23 protein-coding genes are annotated in these 24,047 nt (G+C 39.9%); 9 read left to right on the forward strand and 14 right to left on the reverse strand.

Features of this window, described 5'->3' with window-relative positions:
• Positions 1-126 precede the first annotated feature (126 nt).
• Genes FY557_RS15655 through FY557_RS15665 form a run of 3 tightly spaced genes read left to right on the forward strand, consistent with a single transcriptional unit; the run spans position 127 to position 2,265 of the window.
• Positions 127-708, forward strand: a complete 582-nt coding sequence (locus FY557_RS15655; protein ID WP_149248179.1) for an LUD domain-containing protein — start codon at positions 127-129, stop codon at positions 706-708.
• 23 nt (positions 709-731) lie between these two features.
• Positions 732-1,604 carry a phosphatidate cytidylyltransferase gene (locus FY557_RS15660; RefSeq protein WP_149248180.1) on the forward strand — a complete coding sequence of 291 codons (873 nt, stop codon included), beginning with the start codon at positions 732-734 and terminating at the stop codon, positions 1,602-1,604.
• A 4-nt stretch (positions 1,605-1,608) separates the two neighbouring features.
• Entirely contained in the window at positions 1,609-2,265 is a 657-nt protein-coding gene (locus tag FY557_RS15665) for a phosphatidylserine decarboxylase family protein (RefSeq protein ID WP_149248181.1), read from the forward strand.
• Positions 2,266-2,461: 196 nt separating this feature from the next.
• Here FY557_RS15665 and FY557_RS15670 read toward each other — a convergent pair whose 3' ends face one another.
• The 3 genes from FY557_RS15670 to FY557_RS15680 form a co-directional block, all read right to left on the reverse strand.
• Positions 2,462-4,300 (reverse strand): ABC transporter ATP-binding protein, encoded by a 1,839-nt coding sequence (locus tag FY557_RS15670; protein ID WP_149248182.1) that lies wholly within the window; start codon positions 4,298-4,300, stop codon positions 2,462-2,464.
• A gap of 187 nt (positions 4,301-4,487) precedes the next feature.
• Complete coding sequence (locus tag FY557_RS15675; RefSeq protein WP_149248183.1) at positions 4,488-5,408, reverse strand: M28 family peptidase; 921 nt, start codon at positions 5,406-5,408, stop codon at positions 4,488-4,490.
• A 339-nt stretch (positions 5,409-5,747) separates the two neighbouring features.
• Positions 5,748-6,137, reverse strand: a complete 390-nt coding sequence (locus FY557_RS15680; protein WP_149248184.1) for a DUF4293 family protein — start codon at positions 6,135-6,137, stop codon at positions 5,748-5,750.
• A gap of 145 nt (positions 6,138-6,282) precedes the next feature.
• Between FY557_RS15680 and rho the strand changes: the two genes are divergently transcribed.
• Positions 6,283-8,199, forward strand: coding sequence for a transcription termination factor Rho (gene rho, locus FY557_RS15685; protein WP_149248185.1), 1,917 nt, complete (start codon positions 6,283-6,285; stop codon positions 8,197-8,199).
• Positions 8,200-8,769: 570 nt separating this feature from the next.
• On the forward strand, positions 8,770-9,366 hold the full coding sequence (locus FY557_RS15690) for a superoxide dismutase (RefSeq protein ID WP_149248186.1): 597 nt from the start codon (positions 8,770-8,772) through the stop codon (positions 9,364-9,366).
• 60 nt (positions 9,367-9,426) lie between these two features.
• Here the strand turns inward: FY557_RS15690 and FY557_RS15695 are convergent, their stop codons facing one another.
• Together FY557_RS15695 and FY557_RS15700 are read right to left on the reverse strand one after the other, a co-directional pair.
• Positions 9,427-9,849 (reverse strand): DUF6146 family protein, encoded by a 423-nt coding sequence (locus tag FY557_RS15695; protein WP_149248187.1) that lies wholly within the window; start codon positions 9,847-9,849, stop codon positions 9,427-9,429.
• 46 nt (positions 9,850-9,895) lie between these two features.
• Positions 9,896-11,086: an endonuclease/exonuclease/phosphatase family protein gene (locus tag FY557_RS15700; RefSeq protein WP_149248188.1), complete on the reverse strand. Its 1,191-nt coding sequence runs from the start codon at positions 11,084-11,086 to the stop codon at positions 9,896-9,898.
• A gap of 249 nt (positions 11,087-11,335) precedes the next feature.
• Between FY557_RS15700 and FY557_RS15705 the strand changes: the two genes are divergently transcribed.
• Entirely contained in the window at positions 11,336-14,221 is a 2,886-nt protein-coding gene (locus FY557_RS15705; protein ID WP_149248189.1) for a carboxypeptidase-like regulatory domain-containing protein, read from the forward strand.
• A gap of 15 nt (positions 14,222-14,236) precedes the next feature.
• Complete coding sequence (locus FY557_RS15710; protein ID WP_149248190.1) at positions 14,237-15,637, forward strand: DUF5689 domain-containing protein; 1,401 nt, start codon at positions 14,237-14,239, stop codon at positions 15,635-15,637.
• Between the two features lie 260 nt (positions 15,638-15,897).
• On the opposite strand, the gene FY557_RS15715 is transcribed toward FY557_RS15710, so the two are convergent.
• The 5 genes from FY557_RS15715 to FY557_RS15735 all read right to left on the reverse strand — a co-directional run bounded on the left by FY557_RS15715 (position 15,898) and on the right by FY557_RS15735 (position 19,549).
• Entirely contained in the window at positions 15,898-16,320 is a 423-nt protein-coding gene (locus FY557_RS15715; protein WP_317131790.1) for a DUF6702 family protein, read from the reverse strand.
• A 104-nt stretch (positions 16,321-16,424) separates the two neighbouring features.
• The gene (locus FY557_RS15720) at positions 16,425-17,177 is read right to left on the reverse strand and encodes a TIGR00730 family Rossman fold protein (RefSeq protein ID WP_149248192.1); all 753 of its coding nucleotides are present in this window, start codon (positions 17,175-17,177) and stop codon (positions 16,425-16,427) included.
• A 6-nt stretch (positions 17,178-17,183) separates the two neighbouring features.
• Positions 17,184-17,897 carry a nucleotidyltransferase family protein gene (locus FY557_RS15725; protein ID WP_149248193.1) on the reverse strand — a complete coding sequence of 238 codons (714 nt, stop codon included), beginning with the start codon at positions 17,895-17,897 and terminating at the stop codon, positions 17,184-17,186.
• Between the two features lie 95 nt (positions 17,898-17,992).
• Positions 17,993-18,412: an RNase adapter RapZ gene (locus tag FY557_RS15730; protein WP_149248194.1), complete on the reverse strand. Its 420-nt coding sequence runs from the start codon at positions 18,410-18,412 to the stop codon at positions 17,993-17,995.
• A 117-nt stretch (positions 18,413-18,529) separates the two neighbouring features.
• Positions 18,530-19,549 carry an aminoglycoside phosphotransferase family protein gene (locus FY557_RS15735; RefSeq protein WP_149248195.1) on the reverse strand — a complete coding sequence of 340 codons (1,020 nt, stop codon included), beginning with the start codon at positions 19,547-19,549 and terminating at the stop codon, positions 18,530-18,532.
• A gap of 47 nt (positions 19,550-19,596) precedes the next feature.
• Here FY557_RS15735 and xrtF point away from each other — a divergent pair, with 47 nt between their 5' ends.
• Both xrtF and FY557_RS15745 read left to right on the forward strand, forming a co-directional pair.
• Positions 19,597-20,118 carry an exosortase family protein XrtF gene (gene xrtF / locus FY557_RS15740; protein WP_149248196.1) on the forward strand — a complete coding sequence of 174 codons (522 nt, stop codon included), beginning with the start codon at positions 19,597-19,599 and terminating at the stop codon, positions 20,116-20,118.
• Complete coding sequence (locus FY557_RS15745) at positions 20,115-20,552, forward strand: exosortase F system-associated membrane protein (RefSeq protein WP_149248197.1); 438 nt, start codon at positions 20,115-20,117, stop codon at positions 20,550-20,552. Before xrtF ends, FY557_RS15745 begins: the two co-directional genes overlap by 4 nt.
• Before the next feature lie 4 nt (positions 20,553-20,556).
• On the opposite strand, the gene FY557_RS15750 is transcribed toward FY557_RS15745, so the two are convergent.
• From FY557_RS15750 to FY557_RS15765, 4 genes are all read right to left on the reverse strand, one after another.
• Entirely contained in the window at positions 20,557-21,555 is a 999-nt protein-coding gene (locus FY557_RS15750; protein WP_149248198.1) for a cation diffusion facilitator family transporter, read from the reverse strand.
• Between the two features lie 54 nt (positions 21,556-21,609).
• Positions 21,610-22,602, reverse strand: a complete 993-nt coding sequence (locus tag FY557_RS15755) for an aspartate-semialdehyde dehydrogenase (protein WP_149248199.1) — start codon at positions 22,600-22,602, stop codon at positions 21,610-21,612.
• Positions 22,603-22,636: 34 nt separating this feature from the next.
• Positions 22,637-23,074: a hypothetical protein gene (locus tag FY557_RS15760; RefSeq protein WP_149248200.1), complete on the reverse strand. Its 438-nt coding sequence runs from the start codon at positions 23,072-23,074 to the stop codon at positions 22,637-22,639.
• Positions 23,075-23,159: 85 nt separating this feature from the next.
• Positions 23,160-24,047, reverse strand: an 888-nt coding sequence (locus tag FY557_RS15765; RefSeq protein ID WP_149248201.1) for a lanthionine synthetase LanC family protein, incomplete at its 5' end; no start/stop codon positions are given.

A 24,047-nucleotide genomic window follows, 5' to 3' on the forward strand; every position in this document is an offset into this window, starting at 1 on the left:
AAATTAAACCTCATAAAACCTGACAGTTCTGAAATTGTCAGGTTTTTTCATATTTATCGGCATGTTTTTGGAATTCTATGGGATTAATTTATATTTTTGTATTAAGTTGACTAAAAATAAACTACATTGAATTTATTCAAGAAGATTGTAAGCAAACTTACCAGCCAGCCTGAAGAAGAGCAAAAGCAGAGCCTGGAAAAGCTAGGGGATTCGTTGAAAAATGCGGATCTCGACTATAAATTTGCCCAGTTGTTTACACATTCAGGAGGATTTTTCAATTACTGTGCAGATGAAGCGGAAGCTCTCCAGACGCTGAACCAGATCATCAAGATAGAAGGGATCCGTAATATATTCTGTTGGGATAAGGATCTTCAGAATTTTCTGGATGTCGTAAAGACGCCTTATACTCCGGAACTTCAGATAGGGAACGATGCCAGCTTTATTACCTGTGAATACCTCATCGCCTATGACGGAAGGATTATGCTTTCGCATAACAATATTCTGCATTATCATTCCTCACGGCTTCCGGACAAGATTATTATCATGGCCAATGTTTCACAGATCGTAAGTAACCTGAACGATGCCATGGGAAAGATCAAAAGAAACGGAAATATCAAGAACCTTACATCCATCAGCGGAGGCCACTCCAAGCTTGATACTTCTTCGCATACGAATACAAAACTCTTTTTATTGCTGCTTGAAGATTAAGCTCAACTTATAAATATAAAATTTTGGATAAAAATCTCATTCAAAGAACCCTTTCAGGACTTGTTTATGTCACCGTTATCATTCTTTGTACCTCTCCGCTCGGCGCTCAGCTGATCAACAGTATTTCACAGGGGCTTGTAAGACAGGAATACCTGTATTTCGGATTAATTACCTTTTTAATGATTGTCGGTGCCTGGGAATGTTTTAAAATTATGAAATTCGGACAAGGCTATGAGCGGTTTGTCGTTTTTCCGTTGGTTATTTTTATTTTTTATATTTTTTCTAAAAGATATTTTCATTTCGATTTCTTTTTCGATTTCCGGCTGAGCGAGATCCTGGCGATGGTTTTAATTTTAATTGCCGTCGTTACTTTGTTTAAATATCCAAATGAACTTTATTTCGATAGCGGAAAGCTTATTTTCATCGTAATTTACGTCGCGCTGCCTTTCAGCTTTGCATTGGGATTACCCAAGTTTTCACAATTTGATGACCGCTTTTCATTAGAGGTGTTGTTCCTGTTTATTTTGATCTGGAGCAGCGATACCTTTGCTTATCTTACCGGTAAATTCTTCGGAAAACATAAGATGGCTCCCAAGATTTCCCCCAAAAAGACATGGGAAGGATATATCGGCGGGGTAGTACTAACTTTGGTTCTTTCTTATTTTATTGAAAAGTACCAGCATGACCTGCGCGGAAACTGGATGGTAGTCGGTTTTTTAGTAGCTGCTTTCGCCCCGATAGGGGATTTAGTAGAGAGCCAGCTTAAAAGAAATTTCGCTGTCAAAGACAGCGGCAACATCATTCCGGGGCATGGCGGCGTATTAGATCGCCTGGATAGTTTTTTAATCTGCGTTCCTGTCGTATATTTGTACTTTATTTTAGAAAAATTTATTTAAACTCATGAAATTACACAAAGAATCAAAAGGAACCATCACCGTTGCCTCCTTGCTGTTTGTCATTATAAGCGCATTGGCCATCTATTTTCTTGAAATGTGGTCGCTGGTGATCATTCTGCCTTTATTGGTGGTATACAGTCTGGTATTTTGGTTCTTCCGGGTGCCGAACCGTGATATTTTAGACCACAAAGAAAATGTGATTGCGCCGGTAGACGGAAAAGTAGTCATGATCAAGGAAGTGGAAGAAGATGAATTCATCAAAGGAAAAGCCATTCAGGTTTCTATCTTTATGTCTCCGCTGAACGTGCATATCTGCCGTTATCCGGTATCAGGAAAAGTAATCTATAAGAAATACCATCCCGGGAAATACTTGGTCGCATGGCACGAAAAATCGTCTACTGAGAATGAAAGGACAACTGTTGCTGTAGAAAGTCTAACGAATCATAAGGTGGTTTTCAGGCAGATTGCGGGATACGTTGCCAGAAGGATTGTTTTCTACTGTAAAGAAGAGGATGAGGCAAAAGCTGGGCATGAATTCGGTTTCATTAAATTCGGGTCCAGAATGGATGTGTTTTTACCGCTGGATACGGAAATTGTTTGTAAGATCGGAGATATTACGAAAGGAGGCCTGGATGTTATCGCAAGAATGAAAGAAGGCTAAATTTTGATCCATACAAAATTCAGAAGGACATCTTGCGATGTCCTTCTTTTATTTGGAGAAACATACCTGGGAATTATTGGAGCAATCATTGAATTAATTTAAATTAAATTGGATGGATACGAAATAATTGACAGATCATAAAAAAGAGAAAGCTGTTTCCGGCTTTCTCTTTTTATTATAATAAGATTAATTCTATTTAATCAAAATTCTGAAGCTCTACAAGCTTATGATATACTCCCCTTCTGGCGATCAGGTCATGGTGGGTTCCCTGTTCCATAATATCCCCTTTTTCCATCACAACGATCCAGTCTGCTTTCTGGATGGTCGACAGCCGGTGGGCAATCACCAGTGACGTTCTGTTTTCCATCATTTTTTCCAGGGCGTCCTGTACAAAACGTTCAGATTCAGTATCCAGGGCAGAAGTGGCTTCATCCAGGATCATAATTGGTGGATTTTTCAGTACGGCCCTGGCAATGGAGACTCTTTGTTTCTGACCGCCCGAAAGCTTACCGCCGTCATCCCCGATATTTGAATCATAGCCTTCAGGAAGACTGGAAATAAAAGAGTCGGCATTCGCGATTTTGGCGGCGGCTATGACCTCTTCCCGCGTTGCATCCGGCTTACCCATTAAAATATTATTGTAGACCGAATCATTGAAAAGAACGGACTCCTGCGTTACCATCCCCAATAGCTTACGGTATTCTTTCAGCCTTAAGTTTTTAATGTTGGTTCCGTCGATAAGGATTTCACCTTCGGAAACATCATAAAACCGGGCCAGAAGATTGGCAATGGTGGTCTTTCCGCTTCCGCTCTGCCCGACAAGGGCAACGGTTTTTCCTTTCGGAATGCTCAGGGAAAAATTTTTAAGGATGGTGTGGTCTTTATCGTAATAAAAGCCGATGTTATTAAATTCAATAGCTTTGCTAAGCGTAGATATGGCAACAGGATTCGGAACTTCATCAATTTTCACATCTGCATCCAGGATCTGAAGTACCCTTTCCAGGGAAGCTTCTCCTTTCTGGACATTGGAGATGGATTGGGACAAGCTTTTTACAGGAGGTAAGATCTGAAAGAATATCCCCAGGAACACAAGGAAATCGGCAGGCGAAATGCTTTTTTCAACGATAATCTGTTTTCCTCCGTACCAGGCGATAATCAGGAAAGTTACCGAACCGAGGAATTCACTCATCGGCGAGGCCAGTTCTTTTTTTCTTCCCAACCGGATGGAGCTGTTGATCCATTTCTGCATCGACTGCATAAAACGGGTGTCCATGATCTTTTCGGCACTGAATATCTTGATAACTTTTGTTGATTTCAAGGTTTCATCGACAATGGAAAAAATATTTCCCATTTCGTTCTGTGCTTCGTGTGAATCTTTTTTAAGGCTTTTCCCGATCAGTGCGATCATGGTGCCCATTACAGGCAATACCAGAAGCGAGAAAAGTGTCAGTTCGGTACTTAAGAAAAACAGCGTAACCAAGGTACTGATCAGCATGAACGGAGCATTGATCAGCTCTACTAAACTTCCCAGTATGTTTCCTTCTACTTCTCCGACATCATTAGACATCCGGGACATCAGATCCCCTTTTCTGCTTTCCGTAAAGAAGGAAACGGGGAGGGCCAGGATTTTTCTGTACATGGCACCCCGGAGGTCTTTGGTAACCCCGACGCGGTAATTGATCAGTAAAAAAGATCCAAGATAACGGAAAAGGTTTCTCAGTAAAAACATGAAAGCTGTAATCACACATAGCCAGGCAAGTACGGTAAGTGCGCCGTACTGGGTAACAAGGCTCTGCACATAATAATTGGCATATTCCTTTATATAATCAAAGAAATCCAGAATTTCTCCTGAGTATACAGGCGGAGAACTGTATTTTTTAGCTTCGATGGTTCCGAAAAGCATCCCCAAAACCGGCAGAATGGTCCCTAAAGATGCAATCTGGAATACAGAATACATCAGGTTGAAAAACAGACTTCCGTAAATGTATTTTTGATGAGGTCTTGCGAACTTAAGTATTTTAATATATTGATTCATTCAATGAAAAAATTGGATAGCAAAATTACATAATTAAAATGATAAGACGTTTTTGAATGACGTTTTACTTTACTCAATAAGTTTCAAATCTTCATGATTTATTACACCACCTGCTAAGAGCGTCTTTTGGTTGAGTTCATTATATCCTTGATACAAAGAAAAACCGCCGATGCGGCGGTTTGATTATTTAAAACTTTACTTTGTCGTTATACTTCGGAGCAAAATTCTTCGGAGACAGCTTGTCCAGCGTTTTTCCGAAATTGTTGATGATCTGCGTTAAGTTGGCAAAATCAACTATATTTATATCGTCGTTTTCATGATGGTAGTGTGTGGCTTTCGTCATATCAACCGTTGAGAACGAGTGGGCGATAATTTTCTTTTTCACGAAGCTTACATTATCCGAACGGTAAAATAACTGCTGGGCAGCATAAGGATCAGGATTTACCTTTAATCCGTTAACTGCATTTTTATTGAACAGCTCATCAAGATCGGAAAACTCATCACCGGTCATGAACAGGGCATTTTTTCCGAAAGCGGATTCTGTGGCTACCATTTCAAAATTGAAAAGGGCCGTCATGTTATTATAGATGTTATCAAGATTTTTGTCGGTTGAGATCGCTCTTGATCCCAGCATTCCTTTTTCTTCACCGTTAAAGGCCATAAAAACCATGGAAAATTCAGGTTTTTTATTCTTAAAATAATCAGCGATGCCTACCAAAGTTGTAATGCCGCTGGCGTCATCATCAGCACCGTTGTAGATATTATCCTTTGGATTATCACTGGTCCCGATATGATCGAAATGTCCTGAGAAACCAAGATATTTATCCGTTTTTCCCTTTTTGATACCGCAGACATTATAAGCCGTTTTTCCTTTATAATCGAAAGGAACCAGGTAAGAATTTCCGGTGCAGTAGTCCAGATTGTTTTCTTTAAAGAGCTTAGCGATGTAATTGGCTGCATTGTCATTTTCCTGAGTGCCGATTTCGCGGCCTTTCATCTCATCGGAAGCTAATGTGGAAAGCACGGATTTGATTCTTTCCTGCGAAACCTCCTGCGCAAAGGAGAAAAAAGAAAACAGGGTAAGGGTAAAATAGGTCAGTTTTTTCATGTGATAAAATTATGCATAATCTGTCGCAGATTATAGAGAAATGTTGCATCGGGTTTCTAAGTTTCTTTAAAATAATGCAGATTGTTTACGAAAATATAATCAAAAGCCGATTTCACACAATTAGTTTCTCTGTATTACAAAAATAATTATTAACAGATTGAAAGCGGATAATGTAAACTTAATAAAATATAAATGATGTGGTGTACCATCCCTACTTTCATATAAATGGGTAAAATCGAGTGTTCTTTAATGTTAAATTTCAGCCGTTTTCATGTAGACATAAAAGAAAAAACAGCTCCTTAAAAAGAAGCTGTTCTCACTCAAAAAATCGTTGTAAGGTTATCGAAGTCTGTCCACAGATTTTACGAGCCTTTCATCTCTCTTGATGTAAATGTTTGCAATAAACAAACAGATCACCGCGATCAATGGAAAAATCGGCTCAATACCCTTCTCAGGAAAACTAATTCCTCCGGATAAATTTAGCAGCCAGTAAACCAATACACCAATCAACAAAGCGTTTATAATGATGCTGACGGTATTCAGCAAAATTTGTCTTTTTCTGTTTTTAAAGCTGAAAACACTCAGGAGTCCAACCAAAACAAGGATCACACATCCGATATTGATTACCGGAATACTGTCTGAAACAATTACATCCTGCGCGGTAACGAACAGGAAAACCGCCGCGAGAACGGCTAAAAAAGTCCAAATAGTTTGTATTCTTTGTAACATGAAATATAAATTCAAGGCAAAAATAGCATAAATTTTGCACAATTCAAAAATAAGTGTAGATTTGCATTATACAAATGTACTTGAAAACAAAAGTCACCCGACTTACTTTTCTTACTCACAATTAATTACATTTTTTTACATAAATATGTTTAACATCGAAACGTTAAGGTCAAAATCCGTAACGGAGCTGACTAAAATCTTAAAGGATTTGGGCGTTAAAGTGGCAAGAAACAGCACTGAAAATGACAAAATCTTTGCTATTCTTGACTTTCAGGCATCAAATCCCAAAGTGGCAAAAGAATATTTCAACACCACGGAAACCAGTGTAACCACTGAAGAAAAACCGGCAGAGAAGCCAGCCAAAGCTCCTGCTAAGAAAGCGGCACCGAGAAAAACCGCAGCCAAAACAAAGGCAGAGCCTAAAGTTCAGGCAGAACCCCAGCCCGCGGGGGAAGAGAAAGCAGAAGAAGTGAAGCCTGCTGCAGAAGAGCCACAGCAAAAAGAACAGGCAGAACCGCAGGAAACCAAAACAGAACCTGCAGCCGTTACTGAAGAACAGACGACAGCGGCCAAGAAAAAAAGAAAAAGAGTTTCCCCGGCCAATACCGCCAATCCAGAAGGGCTTCAGGAAAAAACAGAAGCTTCCGATACTCCAGAAACCCAGGAATCTGCACCTGCAGAAGAAAAGCAGAACAACAACCAACCCCAGGTTCAGGCACGTTCCCAGAGAACACCACACAATAATCCGCAGCACAACAACGGAAACCAGAACCGGAATCAGAATTCTAACCAGAATCAAAACCATAGCCAGAATCAAAATCCCAATCAGCACAGGCAGCAACAGCAGCATGCCGAAAGGAATGACGATCAGCAGCAAAACCAGAACCAGAACCAGAACCAAAATCAGCATCAGCACCATCAGCAGGAACAGAAGAAAGAATTCAGTTTCGACGGTATGGTAAGCATCGAAGGGGTACTGGAGATCCTGCCGGATAACTATGGATTCCTTCGTTCATCGGATTTCAGCTATATTTCATCCCCGGATGACGTTTATGTTTCCACGGCACAGATCAGAAACTATAGCCTGAAAACGGGAGATACCGTAAGAGGGATTGTAAGGCTTCCGAAAGAGGGGGAAAAATATTTTTCTTTGCTGAAACCTACGGAAGTTAACGGAAGAGACCTCGCCTTTATCAAGGATCGGGTTGCCTTTGAATATTTAACACCGCTTTTCCCGGAAGAAAAATTCAACCTGGCCGGAAACAATTCCACGATGTCTACCAGGATTGTTGATTTAATTGCACCGATCGGAAAAGGGCAGAGAGCGATGATCGTGGCACAGCCGAAAACCGGTAAAACCATGTTGCTGAAAGATATTGCCAATTCCATTGCTGCCAACCATCCGGAAGTCTATATGATGGTTCTTCTGATCGACGAACGTCCTGAAGAGGTTACCGATATGGAAAGAAGTGTAAATGCGGAAGTTATTGCCTCTACCTTCGACGAAGCAGCTGAAAAGCATGTGAAAGTAGCCAATCTTGTTTTGGCAAAAGCTCAGCGAATGGTGGAGTGCGGACATGATGTTGTGATTTTATTAGACTCCATCACCAGACTGGCAAGAGCCTACAACACCGTTACCCCGGCGTCCGGTAAAGTATTGTCCGGTGGGGTAGATGCCAATGCTCTTCACAAGCCGAAGAGATTCTTCGGAGCAGCAAGGAAAATTGAAGGCGGCGGATCTTTGACGATTATTGCAACGGCACTTATCGACACAGGTTCTAAAATGGATGAGGTGATCTTCGAAGAATTCAAGGGAACCGGAAATATGGAGCTTCAGCTGGACCGTAAGATTGCCAACAGAAGAATTTATCCTGCGATTGACCTGGTAGCATCCAGTACGCGTAGAGACGACCTTCTTCTTGATGAAGTAACTTCCCAGAGAATGTGGATTCTCAGAAAGTACCTTTCTGAAATGAATCCTGTGGAAGCCATGGAATTTGTAAGTAAAAACATCAGAGGAACACGCAACAACGAAGAATTCCTGATGTCGATGAATAAATAATAGAATTGAATTTATCATAAAGAAAGCATGGACAGAAATGTCCGTGCTTTTTGTTTTGCTGGATCAATGACCAGGTAAGAATTTTTTAATAATGAAGTTTAATTTTTAATTACAGTGAACCTGACGTATAATTCGGATTAAAAGGCTGGGAGGGAGAAGCCGGATGCTGGAAGTTTACTTAAAAACCACTTACTTTAGGATCAAAGACCATTTTCCTTTAAAGATCTTAATCTATTTGACTTTCTTATTGTGTTGAATAATTTAAAATTAAATTAATCAGCTGTTGACTTTGCGCTGGCGGAGCAATATCTGTATAGAAAATCATTAGAATTCTGCAATATTTTTTTAGATTCAAATAGCCTGAGCATGAAATAGAATTTGGTTTCACATAGATTGAAAAATCCAAGATTCAGAAAACTTCCAGCTTCCATCATCCAGCTTCCCTACTTTAAAACTTAATTCATTCTAAATCAAAGAATCAATGTTAAAGATTTATTAAAGTAATCTGCATTTTTTGACTATGGATCAAATTATGACTAAATTTGAGTAATAACATTAAAAAATATAATTATGTCATTTGAATTACCACAACTGGGATATGCGTACGATGCATTAGAGCCGACTATTGATGCGAAAACAATGGAAATCCACCATACAAAACATCACCAGGCTTACGTTGACAATTTAAATAATGCCATTAAAGGAACAGACCTTGAAGGAAAAACGATAGAAGAAGTTTGCCAGACCGGGACCGATAAGCCGGCAGTAAGAAATAACGGTGGAGGGCATTTCAACCACACGTTATTCTGGGAAATTTTGACGCCGGGCGGAAGTAAGGAGCCGGTAGGAAACGTAAAAGCTGCTATCGAAAATTACGGGGGGTTTGATAAATTCAAAACGGATTTCTCCGACGCGGCTAAAACAAGATTCGGTTCAGGATGGGCCTGGCTGGTAAAAAATTCAGACGGTTCCGTTGCTGTAACTTCTACACCAAACCAAGACAATCCATTAATGCCGGTAGCAGACGTGAAAGGAACTCCGGTTTTAGGACTTGACGTTTGGGAGCACGCTTATTACCTGAACTACCAGAACAGAAGACCTGACTATGTAACCGCATTCTTCGAAGTGGTAAACTGGGATAAAGTAGAAGAATTATTCAACAAATAATTTTTTACGGTTTATAAATAGAAAAGGTTCGGCGTAATGCCGAACCTTTTTTGTTGTTATCTAAAATCTTGTCGTATCACTTCCCGACAGCCCGTTCATCCTCAGCCCATATTTCCAATTAACATACGCGAAAACCTGGTACAGCTTATATTCAAACTTTAATCCGTATTTTTCTTTCGGGTCATAATCAATCGATGATTCGATCACATTGCGGTACCGCCCGGAAAAATAGTATGAATTCCATTCTGCTACGAGCTGGGTATTCCTGCTTTTCAGAGAAGATTCCGTGTACTGGCTAATCGGTTTGGCCACTGCATTCAGGAAATAATCAAACTGGGTGTCGATGATCGTTAGATCCCATTCCCCGTCTTCATTTTTGGAAGGTTTCATTTCGCTCTTTTCCTTATCACTTTTTGAAGGTGCCTGCGCAGAACAACTGAAAGTAAGTAAAGAAACGATTAAGATGGTGATGGTATTTTTCATATCCGTACATTATAAAAAAAGACACTCAAAATGAGTGCCTTAAATTTTAGGGTTCTTTCTGGAGAACAACAAACGCCGGGAAGTGGTCGCTGTATCCTCCCGTAAACTGATCCCCGTTCCAGGACCGGAAAGGATAGCCCTTATAATTTCCTTCTTTGTTGACCAGATAGGCCGGTGCAAAGATTTCCGCTTTATATACGGAGTAGTCTTTCGTCACCTGATCCGAGATTAGGTTTTTGGAAACGATGATCTGGTCGAATAAGTTCGGGGCATCCTGATAGGCCAGTGAAGCCACACCTTTTTTGTACAAAGGGTACATCAGATTTAAATACGGGTTGGCGTCGCTGAGGTCTTTCACGCTCGGCTGTGCCTTAAGGTAATTTTTCAGGCTTGAGCTTACCGGGTCATCATTGAAGTCGCCCATGGCGAATAATTTGGTTGAGGGGTCGGCTGCCCGTACACTGTCCATCTGCTGTTTTAATAAAGCGGCGGCGGCATTTCTCTTAGGCAGAGACGCTGCTTCGCCACCTCTCCGGGAAGGCCAGTGGTTCATGAAGAAAGCTACTTTTTCGTTATCCAGAAATCCTGTTACGACTAAAATATCACGCGTATATTCCCGTCTGCCATCATCACTGAAAACTTTCAGTTCTTTTTTCAGGGAGTTGGTGGGTGTAAATCTCCTTTTCTGATAAATTAAAGCCACATCAATTCCTCTGTAATCATAAGAATTATAGTGGATAATGCCATAGTCGTATTTTTTTAAGGCCGGCTCATTGATCAGATCCTGGATCACCTGTCTGTTTTCAACCTCGATAAGGCCTACCACCGCCGGAGCTGTTTTGGTATATTGTGCTCCCAATTCGGAAATTACTTTTGCCTCGTTAGCTAATTTTGCTTTATAAATTTTGGAATTGTAGTTTTTTGCGCTTTTCGGAGTAAACTCATCAGCACTACTCTGGTAACGTATGGCTTTTTTCCCGATCAGGGCACCGTCGCTCCACGGCCCGTCGTATTTTTCAGCCTCCAGGAATTTGATCGAGTCTACCGGAATGCTTCTGTGGAAAGCCGGATTTTTAATGTCTTTGGTCCCGTCTATATAATCTGCCGAGCGAATCGTGTCCCAAAGGTTTTCAACATTCAGAAACCCTACGGTAGCTACTTTCCTCAGTTTTCCCTGCTGTTGTGAAAATGCCATAACCGAAAAAATGATGGCAAAAAAACTCAAAAATTTCTTCATTTTCTTAGAGTGGTATTAATATTATTTAATCTGCAAATTTACTTTTTTTTAATTGACCCCATTTTAAATATTTGTAAATTTAAAACATGGTATTCCTGTTTTTTATCTATAATGATTCTTAAAAGTTTGCAATGTTAAGAAAAAATAACGTTAAAGAAGTTGTAAATTCTAAATTTTGACTAAATTTGTCGCCCCAACTTTTAAACTGTTGAGAACTAATAAGAAAAGTATTTAAAAATAAATATACTCATGATTAAAAAACTATCATTAGTCTCTTTATTTACTTTGCTTCCGGCGTCGTACTATTTTGCACAGACCACCGTCTCTGCATATCTGAAGGATGCTGAAGGAAAGCCCGTTGAAAGGGCAGAAGTAGATATGAAAGGGAGTGACAATGATGTAACGGCTGACAAAATCGGATACTTCCAGTTTGTGGACCTGAAGCCGGGGCATTACCAAATTGTGATTACCAAACCCAATTACGAAACCAAAGTAATGGAGTTTGATGTGATGGACAATGAGAAGAGAAAGGATTTGGGGACCATTACCCTTTATTCTGCACTTACCAGCGCGGACCAGGGTTTAGCTATTATCGACAACAGCAGCAGTGATGATGAAGACAGTAGCAGCGGACAGGCTTCTACGGTAGGTTTACTACAGTCGTCCCAGGATATTTTCAACAGAATCGCGGCATTTGACCTGGGATTCTACTGGTTCCGTCCGAGAGGGATTGACGGAAGAACCGGAGAAAGCATGATGAATGGTGTTTCTATGGTAAAAGCAGATAACGGGAATGTAGATTTCAGCAATTGGGGAGGCCTTAATGAAATTACAAGATACCCTGAGATTTCTGCTAACCATTCTCCTTCAGAATATGCATTCGGAGGGAGCACCGGGGTAATCTATAAAAATACAAAGGCCAGCGAATACAGAAAAGGATTTCAGTTTACGCAGTCTTTAACCAACAGGAACTACAGAAACAGAACATCTTTACGTTATAGTTCAGGAATGGGCAAAAGCGGATGGGCATTTACAGCAATGGGTGCCAGAAGATGGGCTGAAGAAGGGATCCAGGAAGGTACGTTCTATGATGCTTACGGTACTTATTTAGGCGTTGAAAAAAGGTTCAGCGATAACCATACAATGACTTTTAACTTTATTGGTTCGCCATACAGAAGGTCTACCGCCAGCCCAAGCACTCAGGAAGTTTATGATTACCGTGGAGTACATTATAACTCATACTGGGGATGGCAGGATGGTGAAAAAAGAAGCGAGAGGGTAAGAAAAGGTTTTCAGCCGATCTTTCAGGTGCAGGACTTCTGGAAAATCAATAAAAACTCGAACCTTTGGACCAGTATATCCTACCAGTTAGGAAAAGACAGAGGCTCCCGTCTGGACTGGAATGGTGTTTCAAACCCATCTCCAACATATTACAGAAACTTACCGAGCTATTACGTCAACAGTATTATTTATAATGCGACGAACAACCCGCAATTTACGCCGGCACAATTTACTACATTGGCCGATGCTTACAATACAAGCTTGAACAGCTGGGTGAACGGTGATCCTGATGTTACACAGATCAACTGGGATCGGCTTTACAAAAACAACATGAAAAATGACGTCGTAGATCAGGCTGAAATGTCCCGTCTTTACGGCTTAAGCGGTAAGCGATCCAAGGTGTATCTGGTAGATGATGTAAGTAATGATAAAATATTTAACGCTGGGACTCACTATACCTACAATTTTAATGATCGTGCCAAGTTTATCTTAAATGCTTCCTATCAGAATTACAGATCTGAGTTGTACCGTGAGGTAAAAGATCTTTTAGGAGGTGATTACGCTATTAATGTAGACCCGTTTAAAGAAACAGCAAGACCCGGATCTACAGGATATTACAATACGCTTGATTCTAATGTAGGGGTAAAGGTTGGTGACCGTATGACCTACAATTATATCCTAAGAAGACAGGAAGCTAAAATAAATCCGGGATTAAAATTCTCAACAGGAAATTTTGATGTTTTTGTATCCGCTTTGGCAGGCTATTCATCCTCCAGCAGAGAAGGTCTGTTTAAGCATTATTTATACGAAAATTCTTATGGAAAAAGTAAAGACTATAATTTCTGGAATTTTGGTTTAAAAGGGCAGGTTATTTATCGCCTTAACGGTAGGAATTTCTTTGTATACAACGGAGCGATGTACAACCAGGCCCCGTTCCTTGAAGACCTTTTCATCAATCCAAGAGTTAACGCATTGGTTAATCCTAATATCAGAAGTACGGTTTACACAGCTAATGATCTGAGCTATGTCATGAGTACTCCGTTTATTAAGCTGAGAGCTTCAGGATATTTGGTGGATACCCAGAATGAAACCAATGTACAGCGATTTTTTGCCGACGGAATTCAACTGAATAACACCAATCCTGACGGAACCGTTTCTCAGGTTCAGAGTGCATTCGTGACGCAGGTAATGTCTAATGTTGAAAAAAGAAACATGGGTGCGGAGCTAGGTGTTGATGTAAAAGTTTTACCTACATTATCCGTTCAGGGATTAGCCAGCTACGGACAGTTCGTTTATCGTAACAATCCTGATGTTTACCTGATATCGGATGCATCAGGAAGTAATGTTACCTCTTTCGGAAAAGCTTATGTTAAAAACTATAAGCAGGGAGGAACTCCTCAACAGGCATTTTCATTAGGCTTTCGCTATAACAATCCGAAATATTGGTGGGTAGGAGCAAACTGGAATTACCTTGACGATAATTTCCTGGATCCTGCACCGGCTTTAAGAACCCAAAACTTTATAACGGATCCTGCTACAGGAGCACCTTATGTAGGTCTTACGGAAGAAAATGTAAGAGATCTGCTGAAGCCGGTAAAACTGCCGTCTTCATTCTTCTTCAATGCAAATGCAGGTAAGTCATTCGTATTTGGTAAATATTATGTATTAATTACGGCTTCTGTAAACAACATTTTAAATAATAAGAGATATATTACCGGAGGATTCGAGCAGACCCGAGAAACGAAAGCTCCTGATTTTGCAACGGATTATTACAGCCCGGCTCCTTCTTTCGGACCTAAGTACTGGTATACCCAAGGCCGTTCTTACTTTGTTAACTTACAATTTAGATTTTAATAAAAATAAAATAACATGAATAATATCGCGAAATTTTTAAAAACGACATTATTGGCAGCAGGTATATTGTCTGCAATGTCTTCATGCGTAAAAAATGATGAGTGGGAAACCCCGCCGATCGAATGTTCAAATAAATTTCCTGCCGCTACGATCTCTATGGCAGACTTCGTGGCCCAAACTCCGGCAACAGGATATAAATTAATTACGACCGATCAAATATTTGACGGTTATATTATATCTTCCGACGAGCAGGGTAACTTCTATAAAACGATTTCTTTTCAGGATAAAACCTCAAATCCTACCGTAGGTCTGCAGATCGAAGTTGACAAGGCCAGCAACTTTGCAGATTATCCTGTAGGTGCCCATATTAGAATCAATGCCAAAGGATTACGTATAGGGAATGACAGAGGGACAATTAAACTGGGTTCTGAAGATCCTGTGTTTGCAATAGGCCGGATTCCTCAGAATCTTGTAGGAAGATATGTGTCGGGTGTTTGTAACGGAAACGGATTGGATATTCAGACTATTGTTCCTAAACAGCTTACTTCATTAGCCGATGCTAAAAATGCAAGCTTAATCAATACATTAGTAAGTGTACCGGATGTTCAGTTTAGTATTTCCGAAATCTATCCTACGGTAAAGAAATTTATTGATTATGACGCAGGAGGACAGGGCCTGGATACAGATCGGAATATCGAGGATAAACTTGGCAATACGGCGGTTATAAGAAATTCAGGTTTCTTTAAAACAGGCGGTGAATTACTTCCTACCGGAAGCGGAAACATTACTTTTGTGGTAAGCCGTTACAATTCCAACTGGCAGATGCTGATCAGAAGTATTTCCGATATTAATTTCAAAGGAAGCAGAGTAGATGCAACACCGCCGAAAGGAGGAACAGCCATTACGTATTCAGGATCTTTCCTTGAAAACTTTGAAAGCTACCCGACAGCACCAAGTAACCTTGAAGTTTATCCTAAATATGTAAATGATGCGCTTTTAGGAAACAGATACTGGCAGTTAAAAACTTTCAACAACAACAAATATATTCAGTTGGGAGCAAACTCCGGAACAGGTCCTTATGTAACGTATTTCGCAGTTCCGGTAGACTTTACCGCTGCAAATACCCTGAAATTTGATGTTAACGTCGGATTCTGGAATGGTAACGCCTTAAAAGTATATTATACTACTAATTACACGCCGCTTGGCGATATTACCCAGGCTACAAAAACAGATATCACTTCGGCGTTTACAACGATCCCGCAGACTCCTGTAAGCGGTTACGGAACTTTAACGCCTGCCGGAATGTACAGTTTCCCGGCTTCGTTAACGGGTAACGGATTTATTTTATTCGAATATACCGGAAACGGAAGTGGAGTTACAACTACCGTTCAGTTAGACAATATTCAGGTTCAATAACAGATCCGGATATCTAAAATAGACAGACTGCCTGATAAGGGCAGTCTTTTTTATGTTATAAAGTTCTGTAATTTAATTATTAGTAACAAACCTGAGACATACTCTAAGATCTTTTGTATTCTAGCAATAAATCTTCCTCCAATCAGTAGTTGTTAAATTCAATTTTCGAAGAATCATTCAGTGAATATTCGTTTTAACTATTTATTAATGTAATAAAAAAACCACCGCAATTGCAGTGGTTTAGCTAATTTAAATGTTCTTTAAAAAGATACTTCGTTCACTTCTTTTCCGCGTTGGAAATTCATTGTTTTCTGGCTTCCTTTGTAAGCAATATTAACGAGGTTAATCTGCCTGGGAAAAGTGCTCAGAAGAATCGTATTCTTTATTCTTAAGGTACTGATATCTGAAACGCTTCCGGTTTCAAAATAGACCCATACTGTTTCTCCGCTTACCTGGCTTCCCGTAAAAGTAATTGTTTTCGGAACTCCGTTAACGTACACATCAAAATTGTTGTTTACATACTTTTTAACTTCTGCCTCAAATCCTGCCGTATTCGGGTTGATTTTGATGGCGTCAGAAATATGATTTGTATTCATCTTTGTCGTGAACTTCAATGTTTTGCTTCCGTCAATATAATCTACCTTGGTCATTGAAGAGAAAAAGTCTACATACGTGAAACTCATTAACATAAATAATGTTAAAATTCCTGATATAGATAAAATTTTTTTCATCTTAAAAAATAAATTTGCACTCATGGTCTTTATGTTAATCACAAATAATATGCCAACTAGAAATTGACATTGACGGAATATTTATCGTAAAACGCTTTGATGTGTGCCACTGCTTCATCTGCTGTATCTACTACACGGTACAGGTCAAGATCTTCCTCGTGGATCATTTTTTCTTTCAGTAAAGTCGCCTTAAACCAGTCCAGGAGGCCGCTCCAGAATTCCGAACCTACTAAGACGATAGGGAATTTTCCGATTTTATTGGTCTGAATCAGCGTTAATGCTTCCGTAAGCTCATCCAGTGTTCCGAATCCTCCGGGCATGACAACAAATCCCTGCGAATATTTCACGAACATTACTTTTCTCACGAAAAAGTAATCGAAATTCATGGAGTAGGATCTGTTGATGTACGGATTAAAATGCTGCTCGAAAGGCAGGTCAATATTCAGTCCGATAGATTTTCCTTTGGCATTGAAAGCTCCTTTATTCCCCGCTTCCATAATTCCGGGCCCGCCTCCGGTGATGATCCCGAAGCCGATTTTGGTAATCTTTTCAGCGATTTCAACAGCCATTTCGTAATACTTGCTTTCCGGCTGCAGCCTTGCCGACCCGAATATGGAAACGCAGGGACCGATTTTCGCCAGCTTTTCATAGCCGTCTACAAATTCGGCCATCACCTTGAAGACCATCCAGCTGTCTTTCGTTACCGTCTCGTCCCAGGTTTTTTGTTTCAGACTGTTATGCAGCCTGGTTTCATTAGCATCAAATTCGGGATTGATCAAACTTTCATCCCGGGTTCCTTCCATTCCCATTGCAAATTATTTAAAATGTTTTTCGGCTTCTGTTACGGATTCCGGTCTTCCGACATCGATCAGGATGCTGTCGTGCAGAAAACCATGGATATGCTCGGTCTGCATCAGATCCAGATATTCTTCCATCACAGAAAAATTGCCTTTTCTTTTTATTTTTTCAAAGATCACCGGATTGATGCAGTGAACGCCGCTGAAAGCTAACGGTTTAAAACCTTTGTTAAATTCAGCCAGTCTTTGTTCGCCGGTCTGTACATTCAGCCAGCCGCGCAACACCAGATCGTTATTGAAAAGCAATTTCCTCGAACTTTCTCTGTCCGAAACAGCTAATGTAGCAAAATCTTTTATCTTTTTATGATATTCTACAAAATCCGTGATGTTGATATCGGTAAGGATGTCCGCATTCATAATCAGGAAATCTTCACCGTGATCGAGGAATTTTCTGGCAAAAATCAAGCCGCCTCCTGTTTCCAGCAGTTCTTCGGATTCGTCCGAAATTTCTATTTTACATCCGAAATTGTTGTTTTGCTTTAAAAAATCAACAATCTGATTTCCAAAGTGATGAATATTAATGACAAAATCGGTTATTCCAAAATTTTTTAAATAACAGATATTTCTTTCCAAAAGCGGAATGTCATTCACTTTAGCCAATGCTTTCGGATGATGGTCGGTAAAAGGTTTCAGCCGGGTACCTTTTCCTGCTGCAAAAATAAGAGCCTTCATTTTTTATGGGTAATGAGTAATGGGTAATAAGTAATACAACGCATAGCCGTTAATGGTAATACATCATTAATGAAATTAAAAATATTGCTCATTACCTATTGCTTATTACCTGTGTTAAGCTGGTGCTGTTCGTCGTGATGAAGACTGATTTCTACCTGGGTGCCATATTTTTCTTCAATGAAATGGGCTGTCTTGATGGCAGAATATACCGACCGGTGCTGGCCGCCCGTACATCCGAAGTTGATCTGAAGGTTTTCAAACCCCCGTTCCAGGTAATTATCAATGTTGATGGAAACCAGGCTTTTGATCAATTCTAAAAATTTAGGCATGTCCGTTTTGGTTTCCAGGTATTCCTGAACGCCGATGTCGTTTCCGGTCTGGATCTTATATTCTTCCACTCTCCCCGGATTCAGGATTCCCCGGCAATCGAAGGTAAAACCGCCTCCGTTTCCTGTTTCATCTTTCGGTATTCCTCCTTTCTTGTAGGAGAAACTGTGTATGTCTATGTGTAGCATTTCTTTTAATTATTATTTTAAACTGATAATAAGCAAGTCTTATTTTTCTAATACTCTGTTGGAATCTCTACGGAATGACAGGCTTGTATTTTTCCTGATATTCTGCTCTAAACAATCTTAACGGTTCAGTATTCCTTCTATTTTATCCTTATTTTGTTCCGAATTCAGCCTGCTGATCACTTTTTCCAGTTCGGGATAGTCTTTCATTTGTTCCCAGGATTTTGCCAATTCCGTTATGTTTTCAATCCCTTTTTCAAGGCTTGCGATAAAGTGCGGTTTCCTTTGGATCAGACCTCTGAATCCATAAGCTCCTAATACCTGAAGGAATCTCATCATCTGGAGTGGCTTTACCGAATTTTTTAGTTGATTTTCGATTTCCTGATTTTCAAATTGCCGAATATAGAATTCCAGCATTTCATTTTTAAAATCTTCAGGAAAATCGGCTTTGGCCTGGAAAAGAAACGAAATAACATCATACATCAGCGGACCTTTCATCGCCGACTGGTAATCGATGAAGGAAATTTTATCCTTATCATTCACCATAATATTCCTGGACTGGAAATCACGGATCATCAGTCCTTTCGGTTCCAGGCTTTCGATGAGGTTGACAATGCTTTTAAATTCTTTCAGGAGGGTCGATTTATGGTATTCCAGTTCAAGGACGTCCGCCACAAAATTTTTAAAGTAATACAGATCATGGGTTACCGGCAGTTCGTCATAGTTTTCGTATTCAAAAGTTTTGGTAAAATCGATTTTATCTCGGGTTGAAACCTGTAGCCGGTACAGTTGTTCCAATGTTTGACGTACCAAACCTTTTACACGGTCTGAAAGCCCTTCTTTCGTAATGATATCGGACAGCGTCTGCTCGCCCAGAAATTCCTGGATATACATTTTCCGATCTCCGGAAACGGCGAGGATTTCAGGAGTATTCAGCTTTAAACGGGAAAAAACATCCGAATAATACAGGAAAGTTTCGTTCTCCTGAATATTTTCGTTACAGGTAACGATGTATTTTTTAGTTCCGGCTGCTGCCAGAAAATTAACCCTTGCAGAACCGCTTTGAGCTAGCGTAATAAATTCAGAAGAGGGTGTTTCTATATAATTTTCAAAAAATCGTTGGGCGTATCCGGAAATCATAGGCGAAACAAAGATAGTAATTTACGGTTAATTTCTATCTTTGCAGTATGTTAAAGGATTTCAAACCTGCTTTAAGCATTTTGCTTCGTTTTATCATCATTTACCTGGTGCTGCTCTTTGCTTATCAGTTTTTCCTGAACCGTTTTCAGGGGGAAGGCCTTGATCCTTTTTCCCGGATGATCGCAGGCCAGGTAAGCGAAATTCAGAATTCCACCGGCTTCCCTACGCAGCTGTACGACGATGTGAAAGGCGAACAGGTATGGTTTTACGTAAAACAGGAATATGTAACCCGGATGGTGGAAGGCTGTAATGCGGTATCCGTGATGATTCTTTTTGTTGCTTTTGTCTTTGCCTTTTATAAAGGGTCCAAAACATTCCTTTTTGTATTGATAGGATTGGTCCTGCTGTATGTAATGAATCTGCTCAGGATTGTAGGTTTAAATATCGTTATGGCAGACTACAAACAATACGGAAAGATTTCACACGATTTTATTTTTCCGGCTATTATTTACGGAACGGTGGTTGCCCTGTGGCTGGTCTGGATCAAATTTTTTGCATTGAAAAAATGAGAGTGCTGAGCTGGTTTTTAGTGGCCTTTGGGATATTGGGACTCATTGGCATCAGAATAGGGGAAGACCGTCTTTTTTACGATCCTTTCCTAAACTACTTCCATGAAGCACAGAAAAACATTCCTTTTCCACCTTTTGAATGGGGAAAATTGGTTGCCGGCTATCTTTTCCGTTTTATCTTAAATCTTTTTTTCTCCTGCCTGATCATTCATTTCTGGTTCAGAAACAGGCAATGGACCATCCAGGGCGCTATTTTAATAACGATTATCTTTCTGATCACCTTTCCGATTTACCTGTACTGTATTTACGACCGGTTTGAAATCGGATATCTGTTTTCTTTTTACATGCGGCGGTTTGTAATCCAGCCTTTGATTCTGCTGCTGGTTATCCCGATGTTTTATTACCGGAAGCATTTGAATGAAAAAATAAATTAATATTTTATTCCGCGGTATGCTTTTCCGTGTTGGTCACGTTTTCCGGGGTCCAGGTTACTCTTTTTACAAAATCTTTTTCACGGACCGGACATTCCGCGATCCGGCAGACCGGGCAGGAAATGGGCTTGCAGTCATCCATATGGAAATTGAACTCCACACTGCGGCTGGTATTCTTGGCCAGGAGGATGATCATTTTTTCCATTTCATTGTGCGCATCGCGAAGGCTGTAATACCAGGGCAGGGTAATGTGGGCATCGATGTGTAGGTTGGCTCCGAACTGCTGGATTTTCATGTTGTGGACATCAATCCATTCCGTGCGGCGGTTTTCTTCCAGCACCTTGATGATCTGGTTGAGCAATTCGGGATCCTGTTCGTCCATAATCCCGCTTAAAGACTTCCGGACGATCTTGTACCCCACAAGGATGATGTAAAGCCCGAAAATCAAAGCTACCACCGAATCCAGCCAGTAAATTTTAGTGAAATAGACAACAATTAAACTGATCACCACCCCAAGAGTCGTTACCGTATCGGACTGCAGGTGTTTTCCGGACGAAATTAACACCAGGGAGTTCTCTGCTTCTCCTTTTTTAATGGAAATATAGCCCAACAGGTAATTGACAACAGCCGTAGCAGCAATAATCCAGATTCCAAGATCAAGCTTACTCAGGACCTTCCCGACGATAAGGCTGTTGACGCCTTCGTAAATGATCATGATTCCTGCAATGGCAATCAGGGCCCCTTCGATTCCGGAGGTGACGAATTCTACCTTTCCATGGCCGTACGGATGGTCCTCATCTTTGGGTTTCGCAGCCAGGTACAGGGAATATAATCCCATAAAAGCACTCACCACATTCACGATACTTTCCATCGCATCCGAAAAGACAGCATCGGAATTCGTTAGTTTCCAGGCAACGATTTTCCCGATGAAAAGGATGACCCCAAAAACAGCGATCAGTTTCTGAAAGGACAGTTTATCTGTATTTTTATTCTGCTGAACGTTCATAGGTTTGATAAAAAAAAGAATCTCAATTCTGAGACTCTTTTTAGGTTTGTTAGTTTACACTAAGTTCTTTTCTACCAGGTATTCTGCAATCTGTACCGCGTTGGTGGCAGCTCCTTTTCGCAGATTGTCCGCCACAATCCAGAGATTCAGGGTATTGGGCTGAGACAGGTCCCGCCGGATCCTTCCGACGAATACTTCATCTTTTCCTTCGGAATACAGCGGCATCGGGTATTCATTGTTTTTCACATTATCCATCACCACAACGCCCGGGGTTTCGGATAAGATTTTCCGTACTTCATCAAGATCGAATTCATTTTCAAACTCGATGTTTACACTTTCCGAGTGGCCTCCCTGTACGGGAACCCTTACGGCAGTAGCCGTTAAATTAAACGTGTCGTCCCCTAAAATCTTCTTAGGTTCCTTCATCAGCTTAATTTCTTCTTTGGTGTAATCGTCGTCTGCAAAAACATCGCAGTGCGGCAGTGCATTTTTGAAGATCTGGTAAGGATATACTTTAGCCGTAGACTCGTCTCCGCCGATTTCCCCGTTTAGCTGGTCAACGGCTGCTTTACCGGTACCTGTAACGGATTGGTAAGTGGAAACGATCACTCTTTTAAGATCGTATTTTTTATTCAATGGTCCCAATACCATCACCAGCTGAATCGTCGAACAGTTCGGGTTGGCAATGATCTTGTCTTCCTTTGTCAGTACCTCTGCATTGATTTCCGGCACCACCAGTTTTTTGCCGGGATCCATTCTCCAGGCAGAAGAATTGTCGATCACCGTAGTTCCTGCTTCGGCAAAAAGAGGGGCGAATTCCAGGGAAGTCCCGCCTCCGGCAGAGAAGATCGCGATATCGGGTTTGGCAGCTATAGCGTCCTTCATGCTTACAATCGTAAATTCTTCCTGTTTATACTTCACCTTATTGCCAACGGATTTTTCGGATGCTACCGGAATCAGTTCGGTGATCGGGAAGTTTCTCTCCTCGAGAACTTTAAGCATAACTTGTCCAACCATTCCTGTTGAACCTACTACAGCTACTTTCATTGATTTAATTAAAAATTGTTTTGTTAAAATATATTTATGCCCCGAAGACTCTGGCCCACGGGAACGCGAATGCAAATAAACCTACGGCAATTAATCCCATAATTACTACGCCTAAGGTAATGGTAGGATTTGTTTTTACTTTTTTATTAACGATCGTCATCAAAACAGCGGCGATCAGCATCGAAAACGGATGTTCTACATATTGGAATCTTGAATAAGAATCACTCATCAGGGTTCCTGCAGATAAAGCAGCTTTAACGCCCGGCGATACCATAAGGAGAACAATCCCTGCTATAAACTGCACATGGAAGAAGATCATCGTAAAAAGGGTAATCTTTTTCAGAAACTTATTCACTTTCCCGCTATAGCCGAACATCGTCGTTAAGAGGGCAATCACAAATAAGGTCACCAAAAGAATTTCCAGATATCCAATTCCCTTATGCGCATTAAGCAAAATGTTGTAAAATTCCATAATCTATTTTTTGTTTTTTTAAAGTACACAAAGATAACAAAAAATCCCGGCGAAATGCCGGGATTGGTAGGTATAAAATGGATAATTAATAGAGTAAATATTTTAAAGTATCACTCATATGATTTTCCTGTTTAACAATTAAGTTTAATCCTAATTTGCTATAACCAGAATTCCAGATACCAATTTCTTTATCATCACTTTTATCAGGAATATCTTCTATTTTGATTTTCTCAAAAAAAATATTTGCCTGTTTAATAAGCTTGATATCCGTTAGATAATTAAGTGATATACTAATATGCTTTTGAATTAACGGATAAGAGTGTATAAGAGGTTTTTTTATTATCCACTTAATGCTTTCTGATAATAGGAAATCAATTAGTGGTGATGGGAAGATATTTGTAAGAAGGTTTAAAAGCTTTATAAAAGATTCTAATATATTTACTGAAAACTTTTCATAATATTTATTTTTTTTAAGTTGATAAAATATATGAGTGTAAAATATTAAGCTTTGATTAATAAAAATTTCATAATTTCCTTTTAATTGTTCGGATCTTGTTGATATAAACCTTTCAATAAAATAGAAAAGAATGTTGCAATTTATTTCAAAGTGTTCTTGGGAAGTTATATAATCTTTTGAAAAAAAAATACTTTTTAGTTGATCTTCAAGTAAATCCGGAAGGAATTCGTCATGATTAATATCTAATAAATTTTCGATGCATAAATGATTAATAGTCCATGCTATACCTGAAAGGCCATTGAATAAACTTACATTAGAAATATTTTCTAAATCATTTAATTCATATTCAATTAATTCAATTCCTTGGTTATATGAATTAACGTCCTTTGCAAATCTATAATAATAAAAAAAGAATAATGCTACGGCACTTCTGCCATTTAATCCTGAGTCCCAAAATCTATAATTGTCCTGACTTATAAGCCTGGCATGTATTTTTTCTAAAGAATACATTAAGAA

This window comes from Chryseobacterium sp. SN22 (assembly GCF_008329705.1).
Lineage (GTDB): Bacteria > Bacteroidota > Bacteroidia > Flavobacteriales > Weeksellaceae > Chryseobacterium.